Annotated in this window: 14 protein-coding genes and 1 pseudogene; 10 read left to right on the forward strand and 5 right to left on the reverse strand. The window is 60.0% G+C overall.

Features of this window, described 5'->3' with window-relative positions; translation table 11 throughout:
- Window positions 1-73: 73 nt before the first annotated feature.
- Together SO140_RS44200 and SO140_RS44205 are read right to left on the reverse strand one after the other, a co-directional pair.
- A pseudogene (locus SO140_RS44200) lies at window positions 74-802 on the reverse strand (IS5 family transposase); the annotation flags it as partial.
- A gap of 116 nt (window positions 803-918) precedes the next feature.
- Window positions 919-1,128 carry a cold-shock protein gene (locus tag SO140_RS44205; RefSeq protein WP_474804437.1) on the reverse strand — a complete coding sequence of 70 codons (210 nt, stop codon included), beginning with the start codon at window positions 1,126-1,128 and terminating at the stop codon, window positions 919-921.
- A gap of 438 nt (window positions 1,129-1,566) precedes the next feature.
- On the opposite strand from SO140_RS44205, the gene rpsU reads away from it, so the two are divergent.
- Window positions 1,567-1,842, forward strand: coding sequence for a 30S ribosomal protein S21 (rpsU, locus tag SO140_RS44210; protein ID WP_498544082.1), 276 nt, complete (start codon window positions 1,567-1,569; stop codon window positions 1,840-1,842).
- 128 nt (window positions 1,843-1,970) lie between these two features.
- On the opposite strand, the gene SO140_RS44215 is transcribed toward rpsU, so the two are convergent.
- The 3 genes from SO140_RS44215 to SO140_RS44225 form a co-directional block, all read right to left on the reverse strand.
- Window positions 1,971-2,255 carry a DUF1488 family protein gene (locus tag SO140_RS44215; protein ID WP_474804441.1) on the reverse strand — a complete coding sequence of 95 codons (285 nt, stop codon included), beginning with the start codon at window positions 2,253-2,255 and terminating at the stop codon, window positions 1,971-1,973.
- A gap of 99 nt (window positions 2,256-2,354) precedes the next feature.
- Entirely contained in the window at window positions 2,355-2,612 is a 258-nt protein-coding gene (locus SO140_RS44220; RefSeq protein WP_474804443.1) for a KH domain-containing protein, read from the reverse strand.
- Between the two features lie 20 nt (window positions 2,613-2,632).
- Window positions 2,633-2,893 carry a hypothetical protein gene (locus SO140_RS44225; protein ID WP_474804445.1) on the reverse strand — a complete coding sequence of 87 codons (261 nt, stop codon included), beginning with the start codon at window positions 2,891-2,893 and terminating at the stop codon, window positions 2,633-2,635.
- A gap of 558 nt (window positions 2,894-3,451) precedes the next feature.
- Between SO140_RS44225 and SO140_RS44230 the strand changes: the two genes are divergently transcribed.
- The 9 genes from SO140_RS44230 to SO140_RS44270 all read left to right on the forward strand — a co-directional run bounded on the left by SO140_RS44230 (window position 3,452) and on the right by SO140_RS44270 (window position 11,677).
- Window positions 3,452-3,583 carry a hypothetical protein gene (locus tag SO140_RS44230; RefSeq protein WP_474804448.1) on the forward strand — a complete coding sequence of 44 codons (132 nt, stop codon included), beginning with the start codon at window positions 3,452-3,454 and terminating at the stop codon, window positions 3,581-3,583.
- 339 nt (window positions 3,584-3,922) lie between these two features.
- The gene (locus tag SO140_RS44235; RefSeq protein WP_474804451.1) at window positions 3,923-4,063 is read left to right on the forward strand and encodes a hypothetical protein; all 141 of its coding nucleotides are present in this window, start codon (window positions 3,923-3,925) and stop codon (window positions 4,061-4,063) included.
- Window positions 4,064-4,835: 772 nt separating this feature from the next.
- The gene (locus SO140_RS44240; protein ID WP_474804454.1) at window positions 4,836-4,979 is read left to right on the forward strand and encodes a hypothetical protein; all 144 of its coding nucleotides are present in this window, start codon (window positions 4,836-4,838) and stop codon (window positions 4,977-4,979) included.
- Between the two features lie 1,055 nt (window positions 4,980-6,034).
- Window positions 6,035-8,167 carry a TonB-dependent receptor gene (locus SO140_RS44245; RefSeq protein WP_498544083.1) on the forward strand — a complete coding sequence of 711 codons (2,133 nt, stop codon included), beginning with the start codon at window positions 6,035-6,037 and terminating at the stop codon, window positions 8,165-8,167.
- A gap of 45 nt (window positions 8,168-8,212) precedes the next feature.
- A complete protein-coding gene (gene exbB / locus SO140_RS44250) occupies window positions 8,213-9,028 on the forward strand; it encodes a tonB-system energizer ExbB (RefSeq protein WP_474804460.1) in 816 nt (271 codons plus the stop codon).
- A gap of 4 nt (window positions 9,029-9,032) precedes the next feature.
- The gene (gene exbD / locus SO140_RS44255) at window positions 9,033-9,467 is read left to right on the forward strand and encodes a TonB system transport protein ExbD (RefSeq protein ID WP_474804463.1); all 435 of its coding nucleotides are present in this window, start codon (window positions 9,033-9,035) and stop codon (window positions 9,465-9,467) included.
- A 59-nt stretch (window positions 9,468-9,526) separates the two neighbouring features.
- Window positions 9,527-10,192: a TonB family protein gene (locus SO140_RS44260; protein WP_474804466.1), complete on the forward strand. Its 666-nt coding sequence runs from the start codon at window positions 9,527-9,529 to the stop codon at window positions 10,190-10,192.
- A 38-nt stretch (window positions 10,193-10,230) separates the two neighbouring features.
- Window positions 10,231-10,587, forward strand: a complete 357-nt coding sequence (locus tag SO140_RS44265; protein WP_474804469.1) for a hypothetical protein — start codon at window positions 10,231-10,233, stop codon at window positions 10,585-10,587.
- A 151-nt stretch (window positions 10,588-10,738) separates the two neighbouring features.
- Window positions 10,739-11,677, forward strand: coding sequence for a hypothetical protein (locus tag SO140_RS44270; protein WP_498544084.1), 939 nt, complete (start codon window positions 10,739-10,741; stop codon window positions 11,675-11,677).
- Window positions 11,678-11,904 lie beyond the last annotated feature (227 nt).

Consider the following 11,904-nt stretch of genomic DNA (forward strand, 5'->3'; position numbering starts at 1 on the left):
CCTATGAATCATTGAAAAATTGATTCGGGAATCCTATAAAGCACGGCAAAATCAACGATCTGCCAAAGTAGTGCTAGGGCGTGGACTCATTACTGGCAGCCAGCCATATCCGGATCGATGCGAGCTGGACGAAGGCAAGGTAGTTGGCGGCAAGCTTGTCGTAGCGTGTGGCGACCCGACGACATTGCTTGATCCGATTGAAGAACCGTTCGACCCTGTTACGGGCGCGGTAGAGATAGGGACTGAAGCAGATCGGTTCGTTGCGATTGCATTTGGGTGGAATGTTAGCCCATGCGCCTTTTCTGACGGCGAACCCCCTAATCCAATCGGCGTCGTAGCCGCGGTCGGCAAGGAGCATTGACATGAGACAGTAATTTTCCAGCAAGTCGGCTGTCATGGGCCTGACCAGGCGTCAATGCCAGTCGTACGGACAGACCATTGTTGTCTACCAAAGCATGAATCTTGCTGGTCAATCCACCTCGCGAACGTCTCCCATCGACTGTCTCCAGTTCTTGGTGATGCAAGCTCCATGCTGATGCACACGGACAATGGAGGTGTCGATCATCTGGGCGGCCCCGTCAAAGGCTACGGAAAGCGCATCTATGATGCGGCTCCAGACTCCCGCCCGCCTCCAGCGAACGAACCGATTGTAGCAGGTCGTGTAAGGACCAAAGGCCTGCGGCAGATCGCGCAAAAGGGCTCCAGATCGTAAAACCCAGAAAATGCCATTGAACACACGACGGTCATTTACGCGAGGAATCCGGCGCGGTTTGTTGGGAAGCATCGGCTTGATTGCAGCCCACCGGCTTCTTCGCGCTCATCGCTCACCCGGCTCCGCAATGGACAAAACCCGCTCAATCCGAGGATCGAGCGGGCAGAGTGCGCGTTTCAGTACATCCGTGAAACGGCGCCACGATCTCAAGCCAGCGAGAGGTTCTCGGCGCTGACTTTGCCTCGCATCTTGTCCGTCTTGATCTCGAAATTGACCTTTTGACCCTCTCCAAGCCCGGAAAGACCAGCTCGTTCAACAGCGCTGATATGAACGAACACATCGTTGCCGCCGTCGTTCGGCTGAATGAAACCGAAGCCCTTTTGGCCATTGAACCACTTAACAGTACCTGTCGTCATTTTCCTCTCCAAAGCGCACGAGCGCATGCCGCGCGACAATCACGCAGCTGACTTCAACTTCGTCGATGTCTTTGGAAAAGGAGCCCGCGGGCGCATTCAACAAGGCACAGCGGCTAATCGAATGAACTCAATATACACAACCTTTCGGATTTTGCAAGGAAGAGGGCCGGTTTGCTTCGGCCGACCAGTTCTGGTGCTCGGACCGAGAGGCTCAAACGAGTCCATGGATCCGCGGCGAGACTTATCGATTGACTTGGCTGCACTCGAGTGGTCACAGTCAATGACACCAAGCCGCGTCGCTGTGACAAGCAGATCGGCCACGTCCGAAGCCGTCGACGAATGTCGCCGCCACCATCCTCGAAATCGCAATGAAGCTCCTGCGCAATTGGCTGCCCTGCAGGACCTGTCGCATTTGCAGCCCCACGCCAGGAGGATCAGTTGCAGGTACTCGTCAGAGACAACAATATTGAGCAGGCACTGCGTGTTCTCAAGAAGAAGATGCAGCGCGAGGGCGTCTTCCGGAAAATGAAGCAGCGGCGTTCCTACGAAAAGCCGTCGGAGAGAAAGACCCGCGAGAAATCTGAAGCTATTCGACGAGCCCGCAAACTCGCTCGCAAGCAGGCGATCAGAGAGGGATTGCTGCCCGCGCCGCCGAAAAAGAAGCCTTTTGAGCGCAAGCCGCCCTTGCCTGAGGTCAAAGCACGGGCGGAGTAGGAAGACCCCTCGGTCGGGGTAATGTCGCAGATCCGGTGACGTTGGTTGTCGGATCTCATGCCATCATGGCTGCATCACCTGCGAGGCAGTCAAGCACGCTCACCATGCATGCAGCCGTCGCGGTCCTGTCATCCCTTTGGCTTGAAATCGATGCCTCGTAGCACGATGCCTGGCGGAGTGCCCTCGAACTCTGTCGCGCGATATTTGCCTGCCGCGCAGGCTTCGATGCGATCCCGCAATCGGGTGAACTGGGCTTCCCGCTGCTCGGGTCTAACTTGCGGGCCACCCTCGAGGGAATCCATCGCAGAGGTCGAGATCGCGCAAGGAATCTCCCTGGCGCCGTCATGCATCGAGAACCGCACGATCATCCGGTCGTATTCGTGGCCGATAAAGCGGCCGCTGGTCAATGTCATGGCTTACTCCGCTACGTAATTGCTTCTGGGCCCATCGCCCGCTTCAAATCATCGTCCGCGCTTCCTCGCTCTTATGGGTCGCGCCGAGCCTGACACGATTCAGCACTCCCCGCCGAGCCGGGAAAAATCGTCGACCAGCGCTGCGACAAGCGCGCAGTGGCGCGTGTCCTCGGCAGGAATGCTTGCAGCATAGAGATTGAGCAGATGCCGCGCCTTCACGGCGGCCTCCGGCCAGGACGTGGCGGGGACCGTCATCATGCGGTTCTCGAGATCTGCCTCGCGCTCGCGCAGTTCCCTGAGATGCGACTCGACCTCGGACAGCGCGCGGCGCAGATCGGTCGCCTTCTGTGCGGCCATGCCGCGATGCTTGTCGAGATCTACCGGTCATCGGCGACGCTCGCATCTTTGGCTTGCGTGTTCGCAAGATCGATTGAGCCGGACAGAACCTCCATGAGCCCGCACGCGCCTTCGACCAGCATGGTGATCGTTGCGGCAATACGGCGATAGGCCGAGGAGCTCAGGCCCTCGATCGTCTCCTCGTTAGCCCCATAGGCGCCAGCCGGAAGGAAACGCTCCATGCCGCGGATACGGAAGGGATGCCTGAAGCTGACGGTTTCTCGCCGTGACCGGATGGTCATGCACGCCTGCTTTCACAAGTAAGGCTCCAACCGATGCCGGCTGTCTCGACCATGCGCCCTTGGCGCGGCAATAGCCAGCACTATCCTCACGCGTCAGCGCGACGATGTCACAGCGCGGCCTTTGCCCGCGGCATTTAACGCTCGCCATTGGCTCGGCGCGGGCGTTGGGTCGCCGGCATCACCGCACGTTTTCAACGGCTTCGACCGGTGACTGAGGGTCACGTATGCTCAGGCCGAAGGCTTCGCAGGTGCGTTCGATGTCTCGTTTTCGCATTTCGGAATGGATCGTGCCGCCGGTGATAGTTGCACTATCGCATCTGCATCTCGTGCGCGGAGCCGTGGTCCTTAATGGCTGGGGCAAAGACGCGTGCCCTATCTGGTCAGCGGGACCAACGAATACGGCAGCTCCAATATCGGCCGCGGCACCGCGATGGTCGCGCTGCGCCTCGCACGAAAACTGCTGCGCGAAGGCTACATGGACGTCAGGGTCTGCACCCCACGTGGAGGGTGCTGCAGCCGGATGAATTCGACGAACTTGAACGACCGAAGGAGAGCTACATGGCGAAGGGCCAGCAAGGCAGCAATTGCGAAGCCAAGAAGCCGAAGAAGGAAGCCAAGGTGATCGCCGCGGCGCCGAGCCGCAAGGAAGCCGCCTGGCAGCCGGATTTCGGACCTGCAAAGAAGAAGTAGCAAGGAGACGAGGCTAGCAGGCAGAGCGAGGCTCTGTGGACGTCTGAATCGACCTCTCACCAGGCGTTATCCGATTGGCGGCTGGGCCGCTCAGTCGATCCATCAAGCAGTCCTGGTCGAAGCAGCTCTGGACCGGGTGCGCGGGGTTGGTCGCGACAGCTTTCGCGTTTGAAACCAACCGGCCTTAGACGCATTTAGCCCGTGAGGGAGGCGTCTCGCCACGGGAGAGCGATTGGAATGGCGTGATCTTTCAAGAGAGGCGCCTATCTCATCCGCGTCTTGACAGACGACCGGACCAATAGGCTTTGGGTTGCCGCGGGATCCTCTCCCGAGGATGCGGTGGGCCTGGTTCTAAACGCCATTCCGGAGGGCTGGTCCGCCTCGCCGGCACTGGAACAGTTGGCCTCCGCCGAGATCGACGGACTCAATCTCAAACAGGGCGAAGTGCACGAGATCACCCACACGATCCGCGTGTGTTGACGGCTAATTTTGAGCCAGTTGATACTGTTGGGTCGGTTGTACCGCCCCATCAAATAAAAGGCTGGCGCGCCGGGAAATAAGAGCGCAGGCTCACCACATCACCGGCCGTGGCACGGTCCCGTAGGCGTCGGTGGCTGAGAGACCGATTGTGCTCCCGCCTGCAAGGCAGAGGAGCACGCCGTGTCGATCTATTCGTATGATCACCAAATCCTTGCACGTTCCAGGGAAGTCGTTCGCGAATCGCTCGAGCTGCTCAGATGGAGCGAGGCGTGCGTTCGGCAGCATAGAAACAATCACATAGGTGAAAGCGTGGAGCCGGAAAATGGCACACACTTCGCTGATGCAGCGGACCACGAACGATCTTCTGACGAGAGCGGAAGAAGCCATCGCGAAGGCGAAGGCTCTTCGCCATGAGCGCGAACGCATCTTGGCTACGGCAAGAATATGGACGCGCGCTCCTCAGATCGCCTTGCGGCAGCTCCAAACTGAAGCTTATGGAGAAGGTGGCTTCATGATCGGTCCCACAATCAGGTGGTAGCTTGGGACCCAAGCACTGTTCCAGCTTTCCAATGTGTCGCCGCAATAAACGCACTCGAAGCTATTCACTTCCCGTGTTGGCGCCATTGACTCGGTGCGACGGTAGACGGCGCCGCATTTGCAATTCCGATGCTGTTCTTTCATTCAGCGGACGTACGCCGATTTGTGCCTAGCGCCTATCTCGACAATGGTAGATAATGCAAGCTCCAAGACGGATTGCAGCATGGACCATAGGATGGTCACGGCGCACTTGGAAATGGCCCGAAGGCACATTGCTGAGGGTAAAGAACACGTCGCCCGGCAACGTGAAATCGTCGCCAAGATCAAGAAGCGCGGCGGCGACTCGTCCTATGCAGTACGACAGATTGTGCGTGAATGAGCGTCACCGGACTGCGGGGTGCCATCACGACTAAAGGCTGGATTGGCTCATGAGCAAGGTCCCGATCACAGGGTCGGGGCCGCGGCCCAATAGGCGTGGTGCCTGCACGACATGCGGCGACCGGCCACGCGTCCCGACCTGTGGGAAGGCAGCGAGAACAGCTCAAATTGCGTGCACGGCTCGCGCCGAAATCCTGGCCGAGTATGACAGGAACCCTGGTTGACCCGACTGCCGAGTCGGATAGGATTGTGGCCCCAGAGAATGGAAAGGAAGGCGACGGTCGCGCTTCGCATGCGCTGGTTCCGGGATCATGTCAGACAAGGCTCATGGCTCGCGCTCCTTGCGATTGCCATTAACTTTGCGCTGGCCTTTGGTCACGTTCACGCCATTGGCGGCCCGGGCTCAGGTCCAAGCCAAGTTGCCCTCGCCGCATCAAGCACGCCGGACAATAGCGATCAGACGCCAAACCATCCTGCTGACGGTGTAGACTATCTCTGTCCGATCTGCATCGCCACCGCGGCGATGGGGAACGCGCTGGCGACGACACCGCCTGCGCTACCCGCTATCTTCGCAGACGTGTCGGTCGATCATGCAGTCGAGCACGTATACGCAATCCCTCAGCCGCCATGCGCGGCGTTTCAATCCCGCGGGCCACCGATTTCCTGACACCGCTGCCTTGGTCGGGTCGCGCCGCACCAGAACTGCTGCCGCCATCGACCGAGGTTCCGTCGCTCGCCACACGGCTTGCGTCGCTTTTGGCCCGTAGCGTGAGAATCATCTCAGTCAGGACTCTCATGTACTCCGCCGCTTTGCGCCTTCCACTCCGCCTTCTCCTATCCGCGTCCACACTTGTGCTGGTCGCAGCGTCAGGCACATCCGCGCTCGCGCAAGCCGGAGCCGCCTCGCCGACGCCGCAGCCATCCGCTTCCCCTTCGGCGTCCGAAACGCCGGCTCCGACCCAGCCCTCACCGCAGCAGAGCCCCCCTGCTGCGGAGCAGCCCCCGCCGCCTCCGCCTCAAGCGCAAGGCGGCAACGTCCTGCCCGAGACACGCGTCGTGGCGCCGGCAGAGCGGCCGCGGCCCCGTACCAAGCCTCCGCGCGTCGTGGCGACCAATCGGCCGGCGACGCCGCCGCCCACGCAAGCACAGGTCGTCACCGAACAGAACCAGAAGTTCGATGCGGCCCGCCAAACCATCTTTCCGCCGATAGGGGCCGGCTCCTACCAGCTCAGCCACCAGGCCATCGAATCCCTGCCACAGGGCAACAACACTTCGCTGGACAAGGCGCTGTTGCAGTTCCCGGGCGTGCACCAGGATTCGGCGGCGAGCGGCGAACTGCATGTGCGCAACGAGCATGCCAATCTGCAATACCGCATCAACGGCATTATGCTGCCCGACGGTGTCGGCGGCTTCGGACAAATCCTCGACACAGGTATCGTCGGAAATATGGCGCTGCTGACGGGGGCGCTGCCGGCGCAATATGGCCTGCGCACGGCCGGAGTGCTGGATATTACGACCAAGGCGGACGCGTTCGACAATTCCGGCAAGGTCAGCGTCTATGGCGGCAGCCACCGGACCACCACGCCGTTCGCCGAATACGGCGGGACGGTGGGACAAACGCAGTATTACGTGTCGGGTCGCTATCTCTACAACAATCTCGGAATCGAGAACCCGACGCCCGCAAACGAGGCCATTCACGACCGCACGCAACAGGAAAAGGGCTTTGCCTACGTCTCGACGGTGCTCGATCAGAACAGTCGCCTTACCTATATCGGCGGCGTCTCGAACGCGCTGTATCAGATTCCCAATAATCCCGGTCAGCCGTCCAACTTCCAGTTAGGGAACATAACCAGCTTCAATTCCGCGCTTCTCAACGAGCGGCAGTCCGAACTCAATCAATTCAACGTTGTGGCCTACCAGCACTCGGCCGAAGGCATCGACTACCAGCTTTCCTATTTCAACCGCTACAGCCAGCTCCACTTCTGGCCCGCCCCGATCGGTGACCTGCTCATCAACGGCATTTCATCGAGAGTGTATCGTCAGAGTTACGTCAACGGCATCCAGGAAGATACCGCCTGGCGCATCGCCGACGCGCATACGCTGCGGTTCGGGTTCACCACCAGCGCCGAGCGGTCTCTGGTCACTGGCATCAACACCACATTTCCGGCCGATCCGGTGAACGGTGGACAGGCGTTTGACCCGACCACGGGCAATCCGCTTCCGCCTGTCACCATTTTTGATTCCAGTTCCAAGCTCGGCTGGCTGTTCGGCGCCTATGTGCAGGACGAATGGAAGATCACCAACAATCTGACCCTGAACGCCGGCTTGCGCTTCGACCAGATGTGGCAATATGTCGACGCCAATCAGTTCAGCCCACGCATCAGCCTGACCTGGGTGCCCCAGGACGGCACCACTGTTCATGCCGGCTACGCGCGAACCTTCACGCCGCCGCAGCAGGTGATCGCGGCTCCGACCAACATTGCGATGTTCCAGGGCACGGTGGCTGCGCCCGCGGTCACCCTGAACGATCCGGTGCTGCCGGAACGGGCCAATATTTTCGATGCCGGCGTGGTTCAGAAGATCTGGCCGATTCCCGGCCTCGAAGTCGGCCTCGACGGCTACGTCAAGCTGGCGCGTGATCTGCTCGATGACGGGCAGTTCGGCCAAGCCTATGTGCTCAGCGGCTTCAACTATGCCAAAGCGAACAATATCGGCCTCGAATTCAAGGCGAGCTATACGAAGGGCAATCTCAAGCTCTACGGCAACGTAGCGTGGGCGCGCCAGATCGGCACCAATATCGTCTCGAACCAATTCCTGTTTGATCCGGACGAGCTGGCCTACATCGCCACCCACTACATCCACACCGACCATAGCCAGTGGGTGACGGCTTCGGCTGGTGCCTCCTATCAGTGGTACGACACGAAGTTTAGCGCATCAATGATCTATGGCAGCGGACTTCGTTCCGGCTTCGCCAATACCGACCACGTGCCGTCCTACACACAAGTCAATGTCGGCGTGTCGCACGATTTCCATTTCGTCGCGCCGAACAAACCGACCACGGTGCGGTTCGACGTCGTGAACCTTTTCGACAAGATCTACGAAATCAGGGACGGGTCCGGCATCGGCGTGTTCGCGCCGCAATTCGGACCGCGGCGCGGTTTCTTCCTCGGCATCTCACAGAGGATATGAGCGGGAGCAGGGGTGATTCAAAAGGACAACAGAAAAGAGAACCATATGCCTGATCGCAAATCACGGGTGAAGTCTGGAAATTTCGCCCGCATCGTCACGCTGACCATCGCGAGCCTTGCACCGTTCGCGATGTCGACGGCTGCACTGGCGCAGGCGGACACCTCAAATCCGCTGCTGCCCCGCAATCTCTCGCCCTGGGGCATGTTCCTCAATGCCGACATTATCGTGAAGGCGGTGATGATCGGGCTCGCGTTTGCGTCGCTCGTGACCTGGACGGTGTGGCTTGCCAAAACGATTGAGCTGGCGGGCGCGCGGCGGCAGGCCCGCCGCCGCACCAGGCTGTTGGAAAGCGGCGGCAGCCTCGTGGAGGCGGTCCGCGCCTGCCGTAACGACAGGGACGCCGTCGCCCAGCTCATCCTCACCACCGCGCGCGAGGCCGAACTGTCCGACGGCATCGTCGACGACGCGTTCAAGGAGCGCGTCGCCTTGCGGCTGGAGCGCGTGCAGGCGGCGATGACACGGCAGATCTCGCGCGGCACGGGCCTGCTCGCCACGATCGGCGCGACGGCGCCGTTCGTCGGCCTGTTCGGCACGGTGTGGGGCATTATGAACTCCTTCATCGGCATTTCAGAATCCCACACCACGAATCTCGCGGTGGTGGCGCCGGGTATCGCCGAAGCACTACTCGCAACCGCCATGGGACTGGTCGCCGCGATCCCCGCCGTCGTGATCTACAACCACCTGGTGCGGGTCATCGGCGGCTACCGCACCCTATTGGATGACGCCTCGGCGCAGCTCCTGTTGATGATCAGCCGCGGACAGCACGGCCGCGCCGCGATGCTGTCACGGGCCGCGGAGTGACAGCATGGCCATACGTCTTGGACAACGTTCGGGCAGCGACGATCTCGAAATCCAGCACGAGATCAACGTCACGCCGTTCATCGACGTCATCCTCGTGCTCTTGATCATCTTCATGGTGGCGGCACCGCTTGCTACTGTCGACATCGGAGTCAACCTGCCCGCCAGTACCGCGCCGGAGCAGCCGCGGCCGGACAAGCCCGTCTTCGTGACCATCAAGCCGGACGCGACCATTGCGGTTGGCGAGACCTTGGTGCCGCGCGCGGAGCTTTCGGCCGCGCTCGATTCCGCCACCAACAATCATAAGGACGAATCGATTTTCGTCCGAGGAGACAAGACCCTCAGCTATGGCGCGCTCATGGAGGTGATGAACAGCCTGCGCGACGCCGGATATCTCAAGCTCGCTTTGGTCGGTCTGGAAACGCCGGCAGCTAAGCCATGAACGCGTTTGCACTGCATCTGCCAGAACGGCGCGGACTTTCCCGCTGGACATTTGCCGGCGTGACGATCCTGATGGCGCACGCGGCGATCGTGGCCACGGTTGCGTTTTGGTATGCTCGCAGGCCGGTCGAACCGAACATCCTGCCCGCCATCGCAGTGACACTGGCGCCGGTCGAAAGCAGTTCGCCCGAGATCCAAAACCAGGACATCGCCGTCGGGCCAACCATGCAGCAGGCCGAGGCCGCGCCACCGGAACCGCCCAAGGTCGAGGAGAAGCAGGAAGAGCCGATGGTGCAGCCACCGCCGCCAGCACAAGAGGCGGAAGTCACGCTGCCAAAGGTCGAGAAGGAGGTGGACGAACCGAAGCCGCTGCCTCAACCGCCCGCGCTGGAAACCCGCGCGCCGCCAAAGAGCGAGCTTATCGGACAGTTCACCGAAGCAGGCTCAAACGCCTATAACGCGCTGGTGTTCGGCCATCTGCAAAAGTTCAAGCGCTACCCGTCGGCCGCGCGCGGCAAGTCAGGCACGGTCATCGTGAGATTTATGTTGAACCGCGCAGGCGATGTGATCGCCAGCACTGTAACGAAGTCGTCCGGCAACGATGTACTCGATCGCGAGGCGATCGAGATTCTTCGACGCGCGAGTCCCTTCCCGGCATTCCCTGCGGCCAAGCCGGGCGCGCAGGATACTTACATCGCGCCGGTGAATTTCGCCCGGTCCAGTTGAAGGCGCCGGCACCGGGTCGCACTTGACGGGAGTGTCGAATGACAGTCCGGACCTTGTTGCTGGCTCTTTGCCTTCTGATTTGCAGTGAACTGCCCGCTGTTTCCAAAGGCAGTGCCGCAAATAAAGAGGATCCTTGGGATGCTCGTCATATAGGCAATTTGCCCGCTGAGGTCAGACAATACATCACTGGAATCTGCAAAGGACCGGCCCGCGCCCAGCATGACTTCGCAACCTACTCACCGCACGAAAAGCGTTGGCGAATAAACCTTGAGTACCTTCAATGCAACGGCCTTGGCGAATACCGTCGAGGAAACCAATGTCTGGACGTGGATTTCGTTGAAATGGGCTCGCACTTTCGTGTTGCCTCGAAACAGTACAGAGATTGCGGCTACTAAAAGCCCGCGAAGACAAATGTTCTCGGCGGCGTTCCGTTCCGACCAGAGCGGCAACAATGCTTTTAAGGGTAAGGATTAGCATGCCGACTGTGGAGGCGATCCGTTGCGGTCAGGATTGAGCATTCTCAAGCTGGTTGGTCTCAGCGTCACAATGGCCGCGTGGCTGGCGGGATCCTTTGCAGCGGAGCAAACGTCAGAAGTTCCGGCCTGGCTGCGGGACCATATTGGCGAAGGCGACGGGCAGATCGCGCAAGTGGTCCTACAGAGGGCGAGCGCCCTCTATCTGAGAAAGGTGAGCGAAGGCGTCGTTAAAAGTCCCTGCTATTTTGCCATGGACGCGACGCGCCCCAACGATTTAGGCAATGGCAGATTGGGCACCCGGTTTTACGTTATTTGCGAAGCCGACCGGTCTTTTCGTGCGATTTCCGCAGGGCACGGCAGCGGTCGCAATTTGAAGGGTGTTGCTGATTTCGCAAATGGCAGAGAGTGCGCGAAGAATTTTGGCAATGCCATGGATTCGTACCTGACGACCGGCGGCGCCTACGTGACAGGTGAGACGAAAACGTCGTTCAAAGGCTACTATCGTGTGTCGACGAAACAAGATGCGGCCTTGACGCGCTCGTTTGTTCAGTTCGATGGCGAAGGCGAGACCGCCAACGCCAGACCGCGCGCCATCGGTGGACATGCGGCCGTCACACTGAAGGACATATGTCTTCGAAAGAATCCACGTAGTCCATATGCGAACCACAACGGTTACGTTCCATTTGGGACTCTGGTGGACTACGCCGGGGGTCGCAGCGATGGCTGCACCAGTTGGTCGCCGTCTGACGCCCAGCAAATCGTTCCGCTGTTGAAGGACGATCCAACGACGGTCTACATTTATCCGGAATCCCACGACATCGAGGCGGTCGCGCAAGCCGCTGCAACTCGCCAGTCGCTGTCGCGAGCGGGGCTGTATTGGAACGCCTTCTGCTTGAAGCAGATCGGCACTCCGAAATTCTGGCCGAAAGAGGTTCTCGAACCGATCCTCGCTCGATACCACAAGGATCCCGAGCTGCCCGCACGGTCGCCTCCGGTTTGCAAGCCGTGAACTTGTTTCCTCGTTTCTCCAGTGGCTTATCGAATTCCGCAACGGGTCACGAGCGTCGTCCTCAGCAATGGACGGCTGCCCGTCAACTTCCGCTATGCTTTGTTAGCGACCGAGATCGTGCGACGGTGCAATATGTTGCGAAGGGCCAAAGGACTTGTATGGGGCGACTGGTGTCAAGGCTGTTCGTTATTGGCCATCTCCTTGTTCGGCCGGGCTGCGACATCTCC

It is taken from the genome of Bradyrhizobium sp. UFLA05-108 (genome assembly GCF_059803455.1).

Bases quoted from the DNA above. Each gene is read 5' to 3' on its own strand.
- SO140_RS44205 (WP_474804437.1), bottom strand. From the start codon at position 1,128: ATGACGACAGGTACTGTTAAGTGGTTCAATGGCCAAAAGGGCTTCGGT.
- SO140_RS44215 (WP_474804441.1), bottom strand. From the start codon at position 2,255: ATGACATTGACCAGCGGCCGCTTTATCGGCCACGAATACGACCGGATG.
- SO140_RS44220 (WP_474804443.1), bottom strand. From the start codon at position 2,612: ATGGCCGCACAGAAGGCGACCGATCTGCGCCGCGCGCTGTCCGAGGTC.
- SO140_RS44225 (WP_474804445.1), bottom strand. From the start codon at position 2,893: ATGACCATCCGGTCACGGCGAGAAACCGTCAGCTTCAGGCATCCCTTC.
- SO140_RS44230 (WP_474804448.1), top strand. From the start codon at position 3,452: ATGGCGAAGGGCCAGCAAGGCAGCAATTGCGAAGCCAAGAAGCCGAAG.
- SO140_RS44240 (WP_474804454.1), top strand. From the start codon at position 4,836: ATGGTCACGGCGCACTTGGAAATGGCCCGAAGGCACATTGCTGAGGGT.
- exbB (WP_474804460.1), top strand. From the start codon at position 8,213: ATGCCTGATCGCAAATCACGGGTGAAGTCTGGAAATTTCGCCCGCATC.
- exbD (WP_474804463.1), top strand. From the start codon at position 9,033: ATGGCCATACGTCTTGGACAACGTTCGGGCAGCGACGATCTCGAAATC.
- SO140_RS44265 (WP_474804469.1), top strand. From the start codon at position 10,231: ATGACAGTCCGGACCTTGTTGCTGGCTCTTTGCCTTCTGATTTGCAGT.
- SO140_RS44270 (WP_498544084.1), top strand. From the start codon at position 10,739: ATGGCCGCGTGGCTGGCGGGATCCTTTGCAGCGGAGCAAACGTCAGAA.